This is a genomic window from Xenorhabdus sp. SGI 60 (assembly GCF_056632175.1).
The window spans coordinates 2,197,359-2,215,948 of sequence record NZ_CP196860.1 but is presented as its reverse complement, the minus strand read 5'-3'; the positions used below and the strand labels follow the sequence as shown (position 1 = coordinate 2,215,948).

Annotated in this window: 18 protein-coding genes and 2 pseudogenes; 15 read left to right on the top strand and 5 right to left on the bottom strand. The window is 42.6% G+C overall.

Annotated elements, in window-relative coordinates; translation table 11 throughout:
• Positions 1 to 318: 318 nt before the first annotated feature.
• Positions 319 to 729: a multidrug/spermidine efflux SMR transporter subunit MdtJ gene (mdtJ, locus tag ACSJJG_RS10345; protein ID WP_481089309.1), complete on the top strand. Its 411-nt coding sequence runs from the start codon at positions 319 to 321 to the stop codon at positions 727 to 729.
• A gap of 1 nt (position 730) precedes the next feature.
• Positions 731 to 1,063 carry a multidrug/spermidine efflux SMR transporter subunit MdtI gene (gene mdtI / locus ACSJJG_RS10340; protein WP_481089308.1) on the top strand — a complete coding sequence of 111 codons (333 nt, stop codon included), beginning with the start codon at positions 731 to 733 and terminating at the stop codon, positions 1,061 to 1,063.
• A gap of 106 nt (positions 1,064 to 1,169) precedes the next feature.
• Here mdtI and ACSJJG_RS10335 read toward each other — a convergent pair whose 3' ends face one another.
• Positions 1,170 to 1,514, bottom strand: a complete 345-nt coding sequence (locus ACSJJG_RS10335) for a RidA family protein (RefSeq protein ID WP_189759463.1) — start codon at positions 1,512 to 1,514, stop codon at positions 1,170 to 1,172.
• A 100-nt stretch (positions 1,515 to 1,614) separates the two neighbouring features.
• Between ACSJJG_RS10335 and yoaA the strand changes: the two genes are divergently transcribed.
• The 5 genes and pseudogenes from yoaA to rnd all read left to right on the top strand — a co-directional run bounded on the left by yoaA (position 1,615) and on the right by rnd (position 8,323).
• Positions 1,615 to 3,531, top strand: coding sequence for a DNA repair helicase YoaA (gene yoaA / locus ACSJJG_RS10330; protein ID WP_481089307.1), 1,917 nt, complete (start codon positions 1,615 to 1,617; stop codon positions 3,529 to 3,531).
• 80 nt (positions 3,532 to 3,611) lie between these two features.
• Positions 3,612 to 4,307 (top strand): tRNA (adenosine(37)-N6)-threonylcarbamoyltransferase complex dimerization subunit type 1 TsaB, encoded by a 696-nt coding sequence (gene tsaB, locus ACSJJG_RS10325; protein ID WP_481089306.1) that lies wholly within the window; start codon positions 3,612 to 3,614, stop codon positions 4,305 to 4,307.
• Between the two features lie 132 nt (positions 4,308 to 4,439).
• A complete protein-coding gene (locus tag ACSJJG_RS10320) occupies positions 4,440 to 5,024 on the top strand; it encodes a Slp family lipoprotein (RefSeq protein WP_481089305.1) in 585 nt (194 codons plus the stop codon).
• A gap of 384 nt (positions 5,025 to 5,408) precedes the next feature.
• Positions 5,409 to 7,100 (top strand): long-chain-fatty-acid--CoA ligase FadD, encoded by a 1,692-nt coding sequence (gene fadD, locus ACSJJG_RS10315; RefSeq protein WP_481089304.1) that lies wholly within the window; start codon positions 5,409 to 5,411, stop codon positions 7,098 to 7,100.
• A 93-nt stretch (positions 7,101 to 7,193) separates the two neighbouring features.
• Positions 7,194 to 8,323 (top strand): annotated as a pseudogene (gene rnd / locus ACSJJG_RS10310) (ribonuclease D).
• A gap of 181 nt (positions 8,324 to 8,504) precedes the next feature.
• On the opposite strand, the gene minE reads toward rnd, so the two are convergent.
• Genes minE through minC form a run of 3 tightly spaced genes read right to left on the bottom strand, consistent with a single transcriptional unit; the run spans position 8,505 to position 10,297 of the window.
• A complete protein-coding gene (gene minE, locus ACSJJG_RS10305; RefSeq protein WP_481089303.1) occupies positions 8,505 to 8,774 on the bottom strand; it encodes a cell division topological specificity factor MinE in 270 nt (89 codons plus the stop codon).
• A gap of 3 nt (positions 8,775 to 8,777) precedes the next feature.
• Positions 8,778 to 9,590: a septum site-determining protein MinD gene (minD, locus tag ACSJJG_RS10300; RefSeq protein ID WP_481089302.1), complete on the bottom strand. Its 813-nt coding sequence runs from the start codon at positions 9,588 to 9,590 to the stop codon at positions 8,778 to 8,780.
• Positions 9,591 to 9,613: 23 nt separating this feature from the next.
• On the bottom strand, positions 9,614 to 10,297 hold the full coding sequence (minC, locus tag ACSJJG_RS10295) for a septum site-determining protein MinC (RefSeq protein WP_481089301.1): 684 nt from the start codon (positions 10,295 to 10,297) through the stop codon (positions 9,614 to 9,616).
• A gap of 156 nt (positions 10,298 to 10,453) precedes the next feature.
• Between minC and ACSJJG_RS10290 the strand changes: the two are divergent.
• The 5 genes and pseudogenes from ACSJJG_RS10290 to ACSJJG_RS10270 all read left to right on the top strand — a co-directional run bounded on the left by ACSJJG_RS10290 (position 10,454) and on the right by ACSJJG_RS10270 (position 13,515).
• Positions 10,454 to 10,734, top strand: a pseudogene (locus tag ACSJJG_RS10290) (YcgL domain-containing protein).
• A 49-nt stretch (positions 10,735 to 10,783) separates the two neighbouring features.
• Positions 10,784 to 11,884, top strand: a complete 1,101-nt coding sequence (locus ACSJJG_RS10285; RefSeq protein WP_481089300.1) for a lytic murein transglycosylase — start codon at positions 10,784 to 10,786, stop codon at positions 11,882 to 11,884.
• 45 nt (positions 11,885 to 11,929) lie between these two features.
• On the top strand, positions 11,930 to 12,586 hold the full coding sequence (locus tag ACSJJG_RS10280) for a fumarylacetoacetate hydrolase family protein (protein WP_481089299.1): 657 nt from the start codon (positions 11,930 to 11,932) through the stop codon (positions 12,584 to 12,586).
• Between the two features lie 17 nt (positions 12,587 to 12,603).
• Positions 12,604 to 13,041, top strand: a complete 438-nt coding sequence (locus ACSJJG_RS10275; protein WP_481090420.1) for a YcgN family cysteine cluster protein — start codon at positions 12,604 to 12,606, stop codon at positions 13,039 to 13,041.
• Between the two features lie 162 nt (positions 13,042 to 13,203).
• Complete coding sequence (locus ACSJJG_RS10270; protein ID WP_099119045.1) at positions 13,204 to 13,515, top strand: type V toxin-antitoxin system endoribonuclease antitoxin GhoS; 312 nt, start codon at positions 13,204 to 13,206, stop codon at positions 13,513 to 13,515.
• 591 nt (positions 13,516 to 14,106) lie between these two features.
• Here ACSJJG_RS10270 and ACSJJG_RS10265 read toward each other — a convergent pair.
• Positions 14,107 to 15,102, bottom strand: coding sequence for a 2-hydroxyacid dehydrogenase (locus ACSJJG_RS10265; RefSeq protein ID WP_481089298.1), 996 nt, complete (start codon positions 15,100 to 15,102; stop codon positions 14,107 to 14,109).
• 249 nt (positions 15,103 to 15,351) lie between these two features.
• Between ACSJJG_RS10265 and ACSJJG_RS10260 the strand changes: the two genes are divergently transcribed.
• The 3 genes from ACSJJG_RS10260 to ACSJJG_RS10250 are packed head-to-tail and all read left to right on the top strand — an operon-like array spanning position 15,352 to position 18,528.
• On the top strand, positions 15,352 to 17,976 hold the full coding sequence (locus ACSJJG_RS10260) for a YdbH family protein (RefSeq protein ID WP_481089297.1): 2,625 nt from the start codon (positions 15,352 to 15,354) through the stop codon (positions 17,974 to 17,976).
• 35 nt (positions 17,977 to 18,011) lie between these two features.
• A complete protein-coding gene (locus ACSJJG_RS10255) occupies positions 18,012 to 18,197 on the top strand; it encodes a YnbE family lipoprotein (protein WP_481090419.1) in 186 nt (61 codons plus the stop codon).
• A 10-nt stretch (positions 18,198 to 18,207) separates the two neighbouring features.
• Positions 18,208 to 18,528 carry a YdbL family probable chaperone protein gene (locus ACSJJG_RS10250; RefSeq protein ID WP_481089296.1) on the top strand — a complete coding sequence of 107 codons (321 nt, stop codon included), beginning with the start codon at positions 18,208 to 18,210 and terminating at the stop codon, positions 18,526 to 18,528.
• Positions 18,529 to 18,590 lie beyond the last annotated feature (62 nt).

Sequence of the window (18,590 nt, the reverse complement as noted above, 5' to 3'; positions counted from 1 at the left end):
CGGTAGTTATGTGTGATGAAAGAATAAAACATCATGAATAGCGCCAAAAGCGTCAACATTCAACATAGTAACAAAATTCAACGTTGTACCCATGTTTTTTTCCTCTCCACTATCTTATCCAGTGAGCACTACTGGTGCGGCGCCCTTTAGGGCCTTCTCCTGCTAACCGGTTCTTCACCGGCAATTTTCATTTGCCAAAATATTTCGCTAAAAAGTCAGTTTGATTCTGATGTTGCATAATCGCATTTGCAGCCGACTTTGTTGGCATTTATAGCTTGATATCTTGGCATGCTTATCAGTATGTTCAGGAGAAAAAAAATGTTTTATTGGGTATTTCTTGTACTGGCGATTATGACAGAAGTCATTGGTACTCTGTCAATGAAACACGCCAGCGTTTCAGGTGATTTTACAGGCATGATCGTGATGTATACCATGATCACAACTTCTTATATTTTGCTGGCAATCGCTGTGAAAAAAGTGTCATTGGGCGTGGCTTATGCACTTTGGGAAGGTATTGGGATCCTGTTTATTACCGCTTTTAGTGTAATGTGGTTTAACGAATCGCTGTCATTGATGAAAGTAAGTGGATTAGCATTGTTGATAGCCGGGATTGCTTTGATCAAGGTGGGGGAGAAAAAAACCAAAGACCATGCTTCAAACAATACATCAAAAAATACTCCATCAAGCTCACTAAACGGTGTTTTGAACAAGCAAATCAAGGAGGCATGATATGCTGACTCAATTTGAATGGTGGCATGGTGCGTTCCTGGTTTTGGCCGTTGTTTTGGAAATTGTGGCGAATATTTTATTGAAATTATCCAATGGATTTCAGCGCTTCTGGATGGGTATTTTGTCTCTGGTTGCTGTTTTGGGCGCATTCAGTGCGTTGGCTCAGGCAGTGAAAGGGATCGAACTTTCCATTGCTTATGCTTTATGGGGAGCATTCGGCATTATTGCTACCGTCGCCGCTGGCTGGATAATGTTTAACCAAAGACTGAATTTTAAGGGATGGAGTGGTATTGTGCTGCTGTTGATTGGCATGATTATTATTAAAATGGCCTAATTTCTACTCTCCATTCCTTAAATTTCATTTCTGACATGGCCTTGAATGAACAATAGCTCATTTAAGGCCATATTTGTTTGGTAGATACAAACTATGTAGATACAAACTATAAAGCAGCAATAATTTTGATTTCGACTTTATACTTAGGGTCCATCAATGCTGCTTGAACAGTACAGCGAACTGGCGCACTTCCGGCAATAACCCATGCGTCCCATGCGGCATTCATGCCTGCAAAATCGGCTTTATCAGCCAGAAAAATCGTAGCATCCAAAATCTTGCTCTTATCTGAACCAAGACGATGTAACAGGGTATCAATGGCTGCCAGAGTATCGGCGGTTTGCTCTGTAATATCACCGTCCAGTTGTTCTGGCACACTGGTATAATAGATAGTGTCATTGTGAACGACCGCTTCTGACCAACGGGTATCTGGATCAATGCGTTTAATAGTCATTAAATCTCCTGTTAATTTATCCAGTTTTTTGCTGAATTGAGTAGTTATTACAACTCAATATTGGCATAATTCTGCCACATTTTATTGAAAGAGACTGTTTGTGTCAGACGATTTTGCGAAAAATGGCATACTAGCCAAAGCCATACCAGGTTTCAAGCCACGCGATGCCCAGCGGGAAATGTCTTCGGCTATTACAGTTGCGATTAAAAAACAGCAACAATTGGTCGTAGAAGCAGGAACGGGAACCGGTAAAACATTTGCTTATTTAGTACCTGCTTTGCGCTCCGGTAAAAAAGTGATTATTTCTACGGGTTCTAAGGCATTACAGGATCAGCTCTACGATCGAGATCTACCCACTATCGTTGATGCGTTAGGTTTTACCGGCAAGCTGGCGCTATTAAAAGGGCGCTCAAATTATTTATGCCTTGAACGCCTTGAGCAGCAGACGATCGGCAATTCCCAGTTAGATGCTGAAATCTTGGCGGAAGTCATCAAATTGAAGCATTGGTCAGGCCATACAAAAGATGGTGATATCAGTACCTGTCATCAAGTGGCAGAAGATAGTACTGTTTGGCCATTGGTCACGAGTACTAATGACAATTGTCTTGGCAGTGATTGCCCATGCTATCAGGAATGTTTCGTTCTGAAAGCCCGTCGAAAAGCAATGGAAGCGGATGTGGTGATTGTTAACCATCATCTGTTTATGGCTGATATGATGGTTAAGGATACCGGTTTTGGTGAATTAATCCCGCAGGCTGATGTGATGATTTTCGATGAGGCGCACCAGATCCCTGATATTGCCAGCCAATATTTTGGCCAGCAATTAAGTAGCCGTCAATTGATGGACTTATCGCGTGATATCATCATGGCTTACCGTACAGAAGTGCGGGATCAGGCACAATTGCAAAAAAGTGCAGATCGTCTCAGCCAAAGTGCACAAGATTTTCGTTTGTCATTGGGGGAAAACAGCTATCGGGGTAACCTTCGTGAAGCCTTACAACAGCAGCAAGTTCGGCGCGCATTAGTGCGGTTGGATGATGCTCTTGAGCTTTGTTATGACGTGATGAAACTCTCTTTGGGGCGTTCAGCCATGTTGGATGCGGCTTTTGAACGGGCAACGGTGTATCGCAATCGTCTTAAGCGTCTGATTGATGTCAGCATACCTAATTACAGCTATTGGTTCGAAAGTTATGGGCGGCATTTTTTACTGGCTCTGACACCGTTATCTGTTGCCGACAAATTCAGTGAGATGCTCCGTGAACAATCAGGTAGTTGGATTTTTACATCGGCAACATTGTCGGTCAATGAACAGCTAAATCATTTCACTGAACGTTTAGGGCTAAAACAAGCCCAAACATTACTCTTGTCTAGTCCATTTGATTATCAACGTCAAATGTTATTGTGTGTTCCGCGTCATTTGCCATCACCTAACCAAAATGGTGGTGCAAAATGGTTGGCTAGTATGTTGAAACCATTAATTGAAAGCAATAAAGGGCGCTGTTTTTTTCTCTGTACTTCTCACCAAATGATGCGCAGTTTGGCGGAAGAGTTCCGTGCCAGTATGACATTGCCAGTATTAGTGCAGGGTGAGACGAGCAAGTCACAACTGTTGGCACAATTTATCTCTGCGGGTAATGCATTGCTGGTGGCGACCGGCAGCTTTTGGGAAGGGGTGGATGTCCGCGGTGATGCATTGTCCTGCGTTATTATTGATAAATTGCCGTTCACTGCGCCGGATGATCCTTTGCTTAAGGCCCGTATTGAGGATTGTCAACTTAAGGGCGGGGATGCTTTTCACGAAGTCCAGCTTCCCGATGCCGTGATTGATTTGAAGCAGGGCGTTGGGCGTCTGATCCGTGATATTGATGATTATGGCGTGGTGGTCATTTGTGATAATCGGCTGGTGATGCGTCCATACGGTGAGGTTTTTCTAAACAGCCTGCCTCCCGCTTCCCGTACCCGTGATTTATCAAAAGCAATTGCGTTTCTAAACTCACGCCCACCGCGGTCTGGGTAATAAAATGTCGGGGCGATGATGTTGAGGCTATGGTAGTATAGCCCCTTGTTTTGGATCCTATATCTTGCCGGAGTTAAGGCATGTCCACGCGAATTTTAGCTATTGATACTGCAACTGAAGCCTGTTCTGTTGCACTTTGGAATGAAGGTGCTATTGAAGCACAGTTTGAAATTTCCCCACGGGAGCACACGCAACGTATTTTACCGATGGTTCAAGCGGTTTTATCAAAAGGTGGAGTAAACCTGCAACAATTGGATGCGTTAGCGTTTGGTCGTGGACCGGGCAGTTTTACCGGTGTACGGATTGGTGTTGGCATCGCCCAAGGGCTGGCATTGGGCGCTGAATTACCGATGATTGGTGTTTCTTCGCTGAAAACAATGGCGCAAGGGGCTTTTCGCTTAACAGGAGCAACAAACGTTTTGGTTGCTATTGATGCGCGGATGGGGGAAGTTTACTGGGGGCAATACACTCGTAATTCACAAGGCGAATGGCAGGGCGATGAAACGGAAGCAGTTTTGAAACCTGAGCAAGTGCAAGAGATTATGAATTCCTTATCAGGCGAATGGGGAATTGCTGGAACGGGCTGGGAAGCCTATCCTCAATTATTGAACTGCCACTTAATGCTGACTACCAGCGATGTTACTTTACCCCATGCGGAAGATATGCTGCCACTGGCTATTCAGATGTGGAACGCGGGGGAGGCGACAGCGGTTGAACATGCTGAACCCGTTTACTTACGTAATGAAGTGACATGGAAAAAATTGCCGGGCCGTTAAGGCGCTTCTGCCTGGTGCAATAAAATTCATGCAACTTGTGGCAGAAAACGGTGTCCATGAAGTATAAAGGGTTAGAGTCTGACTAACCAGACGAGGGTTAGTCTAATAAGATTTTTCTGCGTTGGAGGCGTTATGCTCAATGGAATATACTATCGAAGCATACTGCAAGCGTTGGCATTATTGGGAACCCTGGTACTTGCGGGCTGCGTGTCAGTTCCTGATGTTATTAAAGGAACGACTAAAACACCAGTGGAAAACCTGCTTTCTGTCAAGAATATACCTGAGTTATACATTGGACATGAAGGGAGATTTGGCGGCAAAGTGCTTAGTGTCTTGAATGAAAAAAGCCAGACTCGATTAGAAATATCTGCCATGCCATTAGCAGGCAATGCTTCCCCTCGTTTGGATGCGCCTTCTTTGGGACGAGTTTATGCCTACGTGAATACTTTTTTAGAACCCAATGATTTTAAAGATCATTATGTGACTGTTGTAGGTTTGATTACTGGTCTTGAAAAAGGAAAAGTAGGCAATAGCCCGTACAATTATGTTGTGATGAATGCAACAGGAGTGAAACGTTGGTATGAATCTCAGAGAATGATTTTTTCTCCTGCTGTAGGAACGGGTCCATGGAGCTATTATGGCAACCCTTATGATCCGTTTTGGCTCGGTTATTCATCATTCCAGCCTGTATCAGTTGAAACAATTTTAACTGAATAAACCTCTTGCCAACCAAGGGGTATCTGGTGTGACATGAACTCCTGATAATTATCCTTTAACTGTCATGCCTTACTTATAACTGTTTGGAATAATAGTAAGACTCCAAGCCAAAAATTATTAAATCAGTGTATAATTAGTTAATTATAAATCCAAGTGCTAATAATTTAACTAATTTATTGATAAATAATAAAAAATACTCAGGCGGCAAAAGCTGCCTTATTTTTTTGCAGTAATTGATAGTATTAAATTAGTGATGTGTATCGCCAACCTGAACATTGTTGCTTTGCAAACTGGTACGCTGAGTTAATAATTTGTTAAATATACAGGTCAGGTTTGTTTTATGGTCAGTGGTTACATCGCAATTAGATTTCAGGAGTATTCAACTTGGAAAAAGTTTGGCTAAAACATTATCCGGCAGATGTTCCGGCAGAAATCGATCCCGATCGTTATTCGTCGTTGATTGAAATGTTTGAAAATGCTGTAGCGCGTTATGCCGATCAAGTCGCATTTATCAATATGGGCGAGGTAATGACTTTCCGTAAATTGGAAGAGCGTAGCCGTGCCTTTGCTGCCTACTTACAGGATGGCCTGGGGCTGAAACAAGGGGATCGCGTGGCATTGATGATGCCCAATTTACTGCAATACCCTGTGGCACTATTTGGTATTCTGCGTGCAGGTATGGTTGTTGTAAATGTGAACCCGCTCTATACCCCGCGTGAATTGGAACACCAGCTTAATGACAGTGGCACATCTGCCATTGTTATCGTTTCTAACTTTGCACATACCTTAGAAAAGATTGTCTTTAATACGCAAGTCAAGAACGTTATTTTGACGCGTATGGGTGACCAACTTTCACGTCCTAAAGGGACTCTTGTTGATTTCGTCGTTAAATACATTAAGAGGCTCGTGCCTAAATATCACTTACCGGATGCTATTTCGTTCCGTAGTGCGATTCATAAAGGCTATCGCATGCAGTATGTCAAACCGGATGTGAAAAACGAGGACCTGGCTTTTTTGCAATATACAGGGGGCACCACAGGGGTTGCGAAAGGTGCAATGCTGACTCATCGTAATATGTTGGCAAACCTTGAACAGGCCAGAGCCTGTTATTCTCCGTTATTGAAGCCTGGGCAAGAGTTAGTGGTAACTGCATTGCCGTTGTACCATATCTTTGCTTTAACGATAAATTGCCTGTTCTTTATTGAATTGGGGGGGCAAAATTTGTTGATTACCAACCCTCGCGATGTAAACGGCACGGTCAAGGAGCTATCGCGTTATCATTTTACTGCACTATCGGGAGTTAACACGTTATTCAATGCCTGGCTGAATAATCAGGAATTCCAGAAGCTAAATTTTTCCTCATTACGTTTATCTGTTGGTGGCGGCATGGCCGTACAACGAGTGGTGGCTGAAAAATGGCAAAACTTGACAGGTTGTCATCTGTTGGAAGGTTATGGATTGACAGAATGTGCCCCTCTGGTTTCAGCTAACCCGCATAACTTGACCTACTACAGTGGCAGTATTGGCTTTCCCGTTGCTTCAACAGAAATCAAGTTGGTAGGGAATGATGGTAATGAAGTTTCACCGGGCGAAGCAGGTGAAATGTGGGTACGTGGGCCACAGGTAATGAAAGGTTACTGGGATCGCCCTGATGCGACTGATGAGGTGTTGAAAGATGGCTGGTTGGCAACTGGGGATATTGCCAGCGTAGATGAAAAAGGCTTTTTACACATTGTTGATCGGAAAAAAGACATGATCCTGGTTTCTGGATTTAATGTCTATCCAAATGAAGTAGAAGATGTTGTTTCTTCCCATCCTAAAGTGTTAGAGTCGGCAGCCGTGGGCGTTCCGAGTGAAAACTCAGGAGAAATTGTCAAAATATTTGTGGTACGCAAAGATCCCAGTTTGACAGAGGATGAACTTAAAACGCATTGCCGTCGTTACCTGACGGGATATAAGGTGCCGAAGCTCATTGAATTTCGCGTTGAATTACCAAAATCTAATGTCGGTAAAATTCTTCGCAGAGAACTTCGCAATGAAGAATTGGCAAAAATGGATAATGCTGCTACAAATTGAGCCTATTTATTGCCATATCCCATTGCACATCAACAGCGCCGGTTTTACCGGCGTTGTTGTGCATGTCTTATGAATGGTTAAGAGAATGATGTTTTGAATTATCAGTTGATTACTACCGATGCCCAATTGCAGTCAACCTGTGAGCAGGCAAAAAAACACGCAAGAATTGTACTGGATACTGAATTTGTACGTACACGGACGTATTATCCCCAATTAGGTTTGATACAACTGTTTGATGGTGAACAGCTTTCTCTGATTGATCCCCTCGAAATTTCGCAATGGCAGCCCTTTAGGGAGCTATTGACAGATCCGAACGTATTAAAATTTATCCATGCCGGCAGTGAAGATTTAGAAGTTTTTAGTAATAGTTTCCAGTGCTTGCCAGAACCCATGATTGATACTCAGGTACTGGCTGCATTTATTGGTCACCCCATGTCATGCGGCTTTGCAACATTAGTTGCTGAGTATTTGCATATTGAATTGGATAAGAGTGAATCCCGCACTGATTGGTTGGCTCGACCGTTGAGCGAAAAGCAATGTCAATATGCGGCGGCGGATGTCTACTATTTATTACCGCTGGCCGATATTTTGATGGAAAAAACAGGGCAGGCGGGATATTTGGATGCGGCAAAAGATGAAAGCAATCTGATAGCCGAACGCCGTAGAGAAGTATTGATGCCGGAATACGCTTATAAGGATATTGGTAATGCATGGCAATTGCGTCCAAGGCAATTGGCCTGTTTGAAAAAATTGGCTGCATGGCGTTTAAATCAGGCTCGTGAACGTGACTTGGCGGTCAATTTCGTGATCCGCGAAGAAAATTTATGGCAGGTTGCCCGTTATATGCCAACTTCTTTGGCTGAATTGGACGCTTTGGGATTGAGTGGGCAAGAAATTCGTTGTCATGGTCGTCGATTGTTGGCGATGGTTGCGGAGAGTAAGGATATTCCCGCAGAAGCGTGTCCGGCTCAAATTGTGAATTTGGTTGATTATCCTGGTTATCGTAAGGCATTTAAAGAAATTAAATCTTTGGTCACTCAGGTGGGGGATCCCATTATTTCAGTGCTGAACTGCTGGCTTCTCGCCGTCAAATTAATCAATTACTTTGTTGGCATTGGAAATTGAAAGCGCCGGAATATCAACCTGAGTTAATCAGGGGCTGGCGAGGCAAGTTGCTGGCTGAACCTATCGCTGAAATATTGGCAAATTATTCGCAGGAATAGCGTTAATCCAATCACCATTATGGTCTTATTTATGAGATGTAGTACTTAAGATGTCAATTTGATCCCCCCCTGCCTGATATATAGGCAGGGAAAATTATCTTTACTTCCTGATCTATTATTTAAATAACAAACTGTTTTACAAAAATCACCGCCTTAAATTAAATAGCGTCGTTTGATACGGCTATTTTGGCGATTCCTCAACCTCAGGTAATGTTACATTCAGTTCTAGTACAGAGATATCATCATTTTTTTGCTCAAACTGCACAGAAAGCATATCTGGATCGATTTGCACATACCTACAAATTACAGCCAGAATATCCCGTTTCATGTCGGGCAAATAGGCAGGCTCAGAGTCACCACGGCGCCGCTCTGCCACGATGATTTGTAGCCGCTCCTTGGCGATATTGGCCGTCGGTTTTTTTCTCGACAGGAAGAAATCTAACAAAGCCATGCGTTACCCCCCAAACAGGCGTTTTAAAAAGCCCTTTTTTTCTTCTTCGATGAAACGGAAAGGCCGTTTTTCACCGAGTAAACGTAAAATAGTGTCTTCGTATGCTTTACCCGCGTCAGAGTCTTTATCCAAAATGACGGGTTCCCCTTGGTTGGATGAACGGAGAACAGATTGATCTTCCGGGATAACACCGAGCAAAGGAATACACAGAATTTCCAGTACATCTTCCATGCTCAGCATATCACCGCGGTTCACACGTCCCGGATTATAGCGTGTCAGCAGAAGGTGCTCTTTGATAGGTTCATCCCCTTTCTCCGCACGGCGTGATTTGGATGCCAGGATACCTAAAATACGATCAGAGTCACGAACAGAAGATACTTCTGGGTTTGTCGTAATAATTGCTTCATCGGCAAAGTAGAGCGCCATCAATGCGCCGCTTTCAATACCAGCAGGTGAATCACAGATAATGAACTCAAATCCCTGTTGATCCAATTCATTCAGAATTTTCTCAACGCCATCTCGGGTGAGGGCTTCCTTATCGCGGGTCTGGGAAGCGGGCAGAATATAGAGATTATCTGTGCGCTTATCTTTGATAATTGCCTGATTCAAGCTGGCGTCACCTTGAATGACGTTCACGAAGTCAAAAACCACACGGCGTTCACAGCCCATAATTAGGTCGAGGTTCCGTAAACCGATATCAAAATCAATAACGACGGTTTTTTTTCCTCTTTGGGCGAGGCCGGTAGCAATGGCCGCGCTTGAAGTGGTTTTGCCAACGCCACCTTTACCAGATGTAACAACAATAATGCGTGCCATGAAGCGATTCCTTGTTATAAGGGCTAGACTAAAGTTTCAATAGTTAATTCATTGTTTACCAGACGTAATTTTGCTGCTTTACCAACAAAATTTTCTGGGATTTTCTCGCTGAGCCAATATTGACCTGCAATAGAGGTGAGCTCAGCGTTTAAATGGGTGCAGAAAATCTGGCTTTCTTGATCACCAGATGCGCCTGCCAATACTCGTCCACGCAGCACACCATATATATGAATATTTCCATCAGCGATTAATTCTGCACCAGCGCTCACATTATTTGTCACAATAAGATCACTGTTTGGTGCATAAATTCTTTGTCCTGAACGAACAGGTGTATTAATTATACGAGTTTTTTTGAAAATAGGTTCAGCCGGTTTATTTTCTTGAGTAAGAACTTTCTGACTTTTACCTTCTTTCAATAAAGGAAGTTCAGATTTTAGAACGACTTCTCGTTGTTCTTCGTTTTGACAACCGCTGATGCCGACGATGCGCAATCCAACTGACTCGATGGCTCGGTGGAGTGTGGGGAGATCTGCATCAACAGGGAGAGCAGATATATTGATAACAACGGGCGCATTTTTCAGGAATTCGGGCGCTTGCTCCATTTTTTCCTGCATAGCTTTATGAATAACTTCCGGCTGGTCATCATATAAATGAACGACCGAAAGCGTAAAATTACTGCCTTTTAGTTCAATTGGCGATTGTGACATCGATATTCTGACTCAGCAAGGTTAAGTTTCCCAAGGTCGTTTACACAAACATTTTCCTAAGCCTCTGGGAGACGATATTCTTAGATATAATAAGCATGTTATAGTTAGTGAATTATTCAAGCAAGTCACAGAGTTAATTTAAAAGAGTTTATAACAATGATTTGTGTAATCTACAGAAGCCCAAAACGTGACCAAACATATCTATATATTGAAGGAAAGGGGATTTTTCACGCGTTCCTGAAGATCTGTTAAAAGCATTTGGTGAACCTCAATATTCAATGATGATTTCATTATCTGGAAGAAAAACACTGGCTAATGCTGATATTGAAAAAGTAAAACTCGCGTTGAGTGAACAGGGTTTTTACCTGCAAGTACCACCGCCAATGGAAAGTTTGCTCAATGAACATCTGGCACCAAATAAGCCGCCTAAGCAATAAAAATCGCTGGTAACTGCCTGATCCTGAATTATTGATGAGGAGCCGATTTATGAAATTAATCACTGGGCTGACTTTATTGACAGCAACTTTGCTGACAGGGTGCAGTACATTAAGTGGTAAACAAATAAGTGCCAAACAATTGTACTCTCTATCCGTGTTGGCTTCACGATCTCAAGCCGAAGTCAGGGCATTGGAGCAGGATTTTCCATTGAACGCCCGTGAGCCATCACAATTTCCTGCTTATGTGGCCTTGCTAAAACAGCAAACCAGAGAGCAGGGGATCAGTGAAAAAACCTTGGATCGGGCATTTGCCAATATCCATTTTATTCCGCGCGTCATTAAAGCCGATCGTAACCAGCCAGAAAAAAAAGTGACTTTGGATGATTACCTGAACCGCGTCTTGCCAGCCCGGAAGATTGAACAGGGTGTCAAGGAATATGAAGATAATCATCTCCAGCTAGAAAGGATCAGCCACAAATACGGTGTACCCAAAGCCTATATTGTTGCATTGTGGGGATTAGAAAGCGGTTTTGGCAAATTTCAGGGAAAAGAAGATGTCATTTCGGCGTTATCCACGCTGGCTTTTGAGGGACGTCGAGAAGTATTTTTTATCAAACAGTTACTGGCAGCGTTAGAAATAATTGAAAATCAATATATTGATAAAGATCAGGTGCTGAAAGGCTCTTGGGCGGGAGCAATGGGCCAAAATCAATTTATGCCAACCTCTTACTTAACGTATGGTGCTGATGGCGATGATGATGGCCAAATTGATATTTGGAATAATAAAGCAGATGTTTTCGCCTCGACTGCCAATTATTTACATAAGGAAGGGTGGAGACAAGGTTTACCTTGGGGGTATGCGATTTCGTTACCTACAGGCTTTGATATCGCTTTAGAAGGCGTTAAACCTGAACAGGGAAAAACCATTGCACAGTGGCAGGCATTGGGAATTTCATCTCCTCATTTTGCTAAGTTGCCTGCAAATACCAAAGGTTGGATAGTCATCCCTGATGATTCGGCACAACGGGCATTTTGGGTGACACAAAATTTCCGCACTATCATGCACTGGAATCGTTCTTACTATTTTGCGCTCAGTGTTGGTATGATGGCAGACGGTATCATGCAACGTACTCATTTTTTCACTCGCTGAATCGCTGAAAATCAAATCCTGAAAACAAGCTAAAGGAACCATGTTATGTACCAACATCGAGATTGGCAGGGGGTATTGTTGGATTTTCCTGCTAATAAGGTTGTTTGTGTCGGCAGTAATTACGACAAGCATATGAAAGAAATGGGCTCTCAATCCACTGAAGAGCCAGTGATATTCATTAAACCTGAAACCGCGTTGTGTGATCTGCGCCAACCTGTTTTCATTCCACAGGAATTAGGTGCTGTGCACCATGAAATAGAATTGGCTGTTTTGATTGGTTCGGCACTTAAGAATGCCAATGAAGAGCGAGTCAGTCAGGCGATTGCAGGTTTTGCAGTTGCACTGGATTTGACATTACGTGATTTGCAACGTGAATTTAAACAATCGGGGCAACCGTGGGAAAAAAGTAAAGCATTTGATCGGTCATGCCCGATATCGGGATTTATTCCTGTCAATGCTTTTGGTGATCCACAAAATGCCGAACTTTCTTTGACAGTAAATGGCCAATTGCGCCAAAACGGCAATACGAGTGACATGCGAATGCCTATCATCCCGTTGATTAGCTACATGTCGCGTTTTTTTACCTTACGTCCGGGCGATATTATCTTGACGGGAACGCCTGAAGGCGTAGGGCCATTGCAATCTGGTGATGTGTTAGATGTTTCTCTCAATGAGCACGTTTTGACAACCAGAGTGATTTAACACGAGGAATGACAGAAATTATGTCTCAACCTTTCTGGCAGGTGAAAACCTTAGAACAAATGACAGATCAAGAGTGGGAAGCACTATGTGATGGCTGTGGTCAGTGCTGCCTGCATAAGTTGATGGATGAGGATACGGATGAAATTTATTTCACCAATGTTGCTTGCAATCAACTGAATATTAAAACCTGCCAGTGCAAGAATTATGAAGATCGTTTCAGATACGAGCCTGACTGTATCAAATTGACCCGTGAGAATATGAACACCTTTGAATGGTTGCCAAAGACGTGTGCTTATCGTCTGATTGGCGAGGGGGAAAGACTCCTTCCGTGGCACCCACTAGTTAGCGGTTCAAAATCGGCAATGCATGCGGAGCGTATTTCTGTCAGGCATATCGCTGTGTGTGAAGCGGATGTGGTGGATTGGGAAGATCATATTTTAAATACACCAATGTAATTGTTTTATTATTTGATATGAAAGGGATTTTATATCAAATACATATAATGTAAGTACCGGAATTGGCATTAATATCGGATTTTTATCCCGTTTTTCTGACTTTAAACAGTAAAGAAAAACTGATAACTTGTTTGGTCAAAAATCAAAAACAAGGAAAGAGAAATGGCAAGTTATTTGATTCGCGTAGAGCTTTATGGCACGGGTATTGAGGGTTATGAAAAATTACATAAAAGGATGACGGCGAATCAATTCAGCCAATCTATCCGCTTTCCTAATGGGAAATGGCATCGCCTGCCTGGTGGAACTTATATTGGTAATTCGACGATGGAATCCGTGCAGTTGGCGGAAAAAATCAAATCTATGGCTACGCCATTTTCAAACAAAGATCCGTCGATATTTGTTTGCACTTACAGTAACTGGAGTGCATCGTTATATCCCGAAAAACCACATACTGAATCCGGTTCAGGTGAATAATTCGTTAAAAACTACGTATTGTGGTTTTTTATGAGTTAACTCTCTTATTCTGGTCAGTTTTATTACCTGAGCATTGTCTTATTGCTATAACAACCTGGCTAATTTAATACCCTTTGTAATAAATATTAGTATGGAACTTATGCTGCATACCAAATATATATTAAATGCTGTTTATATTTTTTATGTCAGACAGTCAGGGCCACTACCGTGCAGCTATGGATGTTTGTTTGATAATGAGGGAAAGTAAAATGAAGAACAGATTGATGAGCTATGTAACGTTTGTAGGGGTTTGGATTACCGTAACATTGACGATTGGTATTATCTTGTCATAAGAAAATAAGAGAAATTAACCCTAAACCTCGCCTTGGCGGGGTTTTATTATTTGTGATTACCCAGTATCAACTGGGTAATCACAGTCCGTAGGCGCAGTTGTTAGTGATTATTGAACACTATTCAACAATATTTGGACAAACCTTTCCTGAAACTAATTGCTGAATATTTTGCAAGTTGTTTCACTGATACTGGTTAGGCTCTTCGGTTGATGCCTATGGCCGTGATGTACTTGCCGCAGTTGTTAGTGATTATTGAACACTATTCAACAATATTTGGACAAACCTTTCCTGAAACTAATTGCTGAATATTTTGCAAAGTTGTTTCACTGATACTGGTTAAGGCTTCTTCGGTTAAGAATGCCTGATGGCCGGTGAATAGTACATTATGGCAAGAAGACAAGCGGCGAAAAATATCGTCTTGGATAACGTCATTTGATTTATCTTCAAAGAATAAATCTCTTTCATTTTCATAAACATCCATACCTAATGCGCCAATTTTTTGTTGTTTCAGCGCGTTAATGGCAGCCACGGAATCAATGAGGGCACCTCGGCTGGTATTGATGATCATCACGCCATCTTTCATTTTGTTGAATGCTGTTTCATCCAATAAATGGTGGTTTTCCGGTGTCATGGGGCAATGCAGGGAGATCACATCCGATTCAGCATATAAAGTATCCAGTTCCACATATTCCACACCCATATTCAAGGCTTCAGGATTGGGATAGGGGTCATGTGCCAGTAAACGCATACCAAAGCCTTTCAAAATCCGCAAAATAGCAATACCGATTTTTCCTGTTCCGATAATGCCCGCAGTACGTTTATACATGTTAAAACCGGTTAACCCTTCAAGGGAAAAATTAGCATCGCGGGTGCGCTGGTAGGCGCGGTGGATACGTCGATTAAGACACAGCATCAATCCAACAGTATGTTCAGCAACGGATTCAGGAGAATAAGCAGGCACTCTGACAATCTGAATACCTAATTCTTTCGCTGCATCCAAATCGACATTGTTGAATCCGGCACAGCGTAGTGCCAGGATTTTGATATTCATCTCTGCCAGTTCTTGCAGCACTTCCCGTCCACCATCATCATTGACGAAAATACATATGGCATCCGCACCAACGGCATTTTTGGCAGTTTGTGGACTTAAAGGAAAATCAAAAAACTCGATATGATAATCAAAGCCAAGTTCTTGGTTGAGCATTTCAAAATGCTTACGGTCATACTGCTTTGTACTGTAAATAACCAGTTTCATAACAACATCTCCACTCTACAGCAACTATAGAATCATTCGAGCCATTCATTAAATTCACTTTGCTGCAAAAACTGCCTGCAATCATGACGTCTCCTGAAGGTTCTAAGCGTTATCTTTCGCTATACTCGAATAAATCGCCGGATAAGCTATTCATAGGGATAGCTTGTATAATAAATCGGCTCAGAGCCTGATATGAGATTATCATAACAGGAAGTTGTTCTCAGGTTGACAAGATGAGATAAGGATTTAATGGCAAAAATACTCAAAGTGCTTGCAGTGATGGGGATACTGCTGGCGTTATTGGTGTCGATGGGATGGTATACACTTCCACGCTGGTTACCATTGATTGCCAGTTATTGGTTGCCACAAGGAGTCACTTTTTCTTTGAGCCAACCTCAATGGAAGAACAGTGAATTGTGGTTAGATGAATTGTCATGGCAAGTAAAAGAGTGTGAATGGATCAAAGTCTCCGGGCTATCTGTGGAATATTTATCCGGGGAAAATAGTGAAAATCGCCGCTGGAACATTCATGCCGCCAATATTGACAGCCAGAGCCAATGCTTGGCGCAACTCCCTGTAGCAGAAGGGCAATCAGCCCCGTTATCAGTGCAAGAGCTATTATCTGCGATACCTTCGGTTAATCTTACTGTTGATCGGTTGGCTCTTATGCCCTGGCAGGAGTTTGCAGGCAAATTTCAATTTAGCTCATCATCTCAGGGGCAAATTTTCTCTTATCAAAGTGAAAAATTAAAACTCAATGCGCATATTGCAGATAAACAGGAACTCATTGTTCAACGTTTTATTGTGAAGTTGCCTGAACAGATGATGTCCTTGAATGGAAATATCGCATTACCCTTGAATACTGCAACGCTCCCAGAACAAGGCCGAATCATAGCGCACTTATCTCTGAGCCAATATCCCGATCCGTTGCAACTGGCATTGAATTGGCAGGAACAGAGTGGGTTGCTCACCGTTATTGAAGGAAAAAATCAGCAGGTATTGGCAGAATTACCCTGGTCATTTGACGAATCGCAGTTCCAGATTGTTAATGGAAAATGGCAATGGTTGGAGAGTAATCAAGCGTTGTCTGGAAGGGCGAATATTACGCTTGAACAATGGAAAAAAGGCTTGTCAGGTATGTTCGTCAGTGGACGGGTAAATCTGGTCACCCAAAATGAGCAGGGTAAAGGCAATGTTGTTCTTTCCGTGAAACCAACGCCAGTCAATATAACCAATGCTCATATTCCGTTTCAGTTTACCGGGCAAATGAATCGTGGTCGGATGGTCATGACCATGTCATTGCCTGCCATTATTACAGGGCCATTGGTTGATCCTAAAATTACTTTTCGTCCAGGTGCCCTGTTTCGGGCATGGGGGAAGGTCAGTGAAACATTTACGGTCAAGGAAGCCAGATTACCTTTGGCAGGTACTTATTTGACCCGTGATGGCTTTACTGGCCGTCTTCAAGCCATTGTGGTGGCACAAGACCGTTATTGGGGGAAATTTAAGCTACATCTGGAGGGGTGGGCAAAAGATTTTATACCCGATCAGGGAAATTGGCATTGGCGTTATTGGGGAAATGGGCATTTACCGCCATTACAAGCTAACTGGGATATCGCTGGCAGAGGAAGTTGGAATCAATCAAAGATAACAGTAGAGAAATTAAATACCGGCTTTGATCTTATCCAATATGGTCTTGTGAAGATGAAAGCACCGCGCTTACAACTGACAAATTCGTTAATTTGGGAGAGGGCGGCAGATCGCCCTAACTTAACGGGAAATTTACAATTGTCTGCTCAGAAAACAGAATTTCGTTCTGGTGGTTTTTTGCCTGCCTTTGATTTTAAGGCCACGCTTACAGGAGCATCTCCAGATAACTTTATGTTGAATGGCAAGCTGTACTCTAACGGTATTGGTCCAATTCCTTTTTATAGTCGTTGGGATGGAGAGCGATTGAGGGGAGAAGCCCGCTGGCCGAGGCAATCTTTATTAGCCTTTCAATCTCTAATTCCGTCAGATTTGGGTATTACCGTGCTTGGTGGAACTATTTATGCTCAGGCCGCTTTTTCCGCAGCAAAGGGGCAAGGATTGCGTGCAGGGGGACATTGGGTGGTCAAAAATGCGGGTATGTGGCTGAAAAATGGGGAAGTTAATGACCTGGATTTTGTTTTACCGTGGCGTTTACAGGGGCACACGTGGCAGTTAGGGTTGGGATCTCCCGTCCAGTTGCGGATCAAAGCCATTAAGGGGCTATTTGATATGCAAAATGTAACAGCTGATCTGCTGGGTTACTATCCAGCAACGGACGAACAACCATTGACGTTGACCAATGTGAATGTGGATATGCTGGATGGTAAATTGGCAATGGACCAATTACAGATCCCACAAAAAAAAGCCGCAGTATTACGGTTTAACAAACTGAATTTGAGTAAATTGTTTGGCGTATTAAAAGTCAAACAAATGGCGATGTCAGGAAAAATTAGTGGTGAATTACCCGTATTATTAAATGATAAACGTTGGATTATTCAACGGGGGTGGGTATCTAATGAGGATTATCTGACATTAAGGTTGGATAAGGATACAGTTGATTCTATAGGAAAAAATGACTTATCGGCAGGTATGGCAATGGATTGGCTGCGTTATTTAGAAATCGATCGTTCAAAAGCGTATGTTACGCTCGATAATTTGGGGATCTTGACATTGCATTCAGAAATTAGTGGTGTAAATCCCGTGATAGATAGAAAACGTGAAGTCAGGCTTAACTATCATCATGAGGAGAATATTTTTCAGTTATGGCGTAGCCTGCGTTTTGGCAGTAACTTGGAAAAATGGTTGCAGAAAAATATATCTGTAATGAGCAGGAGTGATAAATGATAATGAACATTGAATTCAAGTTGCCAACGGTCAGAATGGGGATAATATTGGCCTGTGTAGCCTTATTCAGTATGGCATTGGCGGGCTGCATCAGGCTGGAAATGGCAACACCGGATAAGCCTATCAACATCAACATGAACGTCAAAATTGAGCATGAGATCCATATTAAGGTTGACAGACAAATTGAAGATATGCTCAAAAACAACTCTAATTTATTCTAAGGGCTGGAATATGAAAAAAATAGGGGGGATATTTCTGTTGAGCCTGCTATTCAGCTCTTTTGCCATAGGCATGACATTGAATGAAGCAAAGCAACAAGGGCTGGTGGGAGAGACATTCAGTGGCTATCTGGCACCGATAAAAAATACCCAAGATGCTCAGTCAGTGGTGAAAAGAGTTAACAGTGAGCGACAAAAGAAATATGCGGAGATCGCAGTTCAAAACAACATGACACCAGAACAGGTTGCCAAAATAACGGGAGAAAAATTGGTAAACCGTGCAGCTTCTGGAGAATATGTGCTTGGTATTAATGGTAATTGGGTGCAGAAATAAGCAGCGCGCTGTTTGGCGCGCCATCTCACTTTTATTAAGAGATATTTTATTGAACGATATCA

What these genes read in the sequence shown, in the direction of transcription:
- mdtJ (WP_481089309.1), top strand. Translation starts at nt 319, where the DNA reads ATGTTTTATTGGGTATTTCTTGTACTGGCGATTATGACAGAAGTCATT.
- mdtI (WP_481089308.1), top strand. Translation starts at nt 731, where the DNA reads ATGCTGACTCAATTTGAATGGTGGCATGGTGCGTTCCTGGTTTTGGCC.
- ACSJJG_RS10335 (WP_189759463.1), bottom strand. Translation starts at nt 1,514, where the DNA reads ATGACTATTAAACGCATTGATCCAGATACCCGTTGGTCAGAAGCGGTC.
- tsaB (WP_481089306.1), top strand. Translation starts at nt 3,612, where the DNA reads ATGTCCACGCGAATTTTAGCTATTGATACTGCAACTGAAGCCTGTTCT.
- ACSJJG_RS10320 (WP_481089305.1), top strand. Translation starts at nt 4,440, where the DNA reads ATGCTCAATGGAATATACTATCGAAGCATACTGCAAGCGTTGGCATTA.
- minE (WP_481089303.1), bottom strand. Translation starts at nt 8,774, where the DNA reads ATGGCTTTGTTAGATTTCTTCCTGTCGAGAAAAAAACCGACGGCCAAT.
- minD (WP_481089302.1), bottom strand. Translation starts at nt 9,590, where the DNA reads ATGGCACGCATTATTGTTGTTACATCTGGTAAAGGTGGCGTTGGCAAA.
- minC (WP_481089301.1), bottom strand. Translation starts at nt 10,297, where the DNA reads ATGTCACAATCGCCAATTGAACTAAAAGGCAGTAATTTTACGCTTTCG.
- ACSJJG_RS10285 (WP_481089300.1), top strand. Translation starts at nt 10,784, where the DNA reads ATGAAATTAATCACTGGGCTGACTTTATTGACAGCAACTTTGCTGACA.
- ACSJJG_RS10280 (WP_481089299.1), top strand. Translation starts at nt 11,930, where the DNA reads ATGTACCAACATCGAGATTGGCAGGGGGTATTGTTGGATTTTCCTGCT.
- ACSJJG_RS10270 (WP_099119045.1), top strand. Translation starts at nt 13,204, where the DNA reads ATGGCAAGTTATTTGATTCGCGTAGAGCTTTATGGCACGGGTATTGAG.
- ACSJJG_RS10265 (WP_481089298.1), bottom strand. Translation starts at nt 15,102, where the DNA reads ATGAAACTGGTTATTTACAGTACAAAGCAGTATGACCGTAAGCATTTT.
- ACSJJG_RS10260 (WP_481089297.1), top strand. Translation starts at nt 15,352, where the DNA reads ATGGCAAAAATACTCAAAGTGCTTGCAGTGATGGGGATACTGCTGGCG.
- ACSJJG_RS10255 (WP_481090419.1), top strand. Translation starts at nt 18,012, where the DNA reads ATGGGGATAATATTGGCCTGTGTAGCCTTATTCAGTATGGCATTGGCG.
- ACSJJG_RS10250 (WP_481089296.1), top strand. Translation starts at nt 18,208, where the DNA reads ATGAAAAAAATAGGGGGGATATTTCTGTTGAGCCTGCTATTCAGCTCT.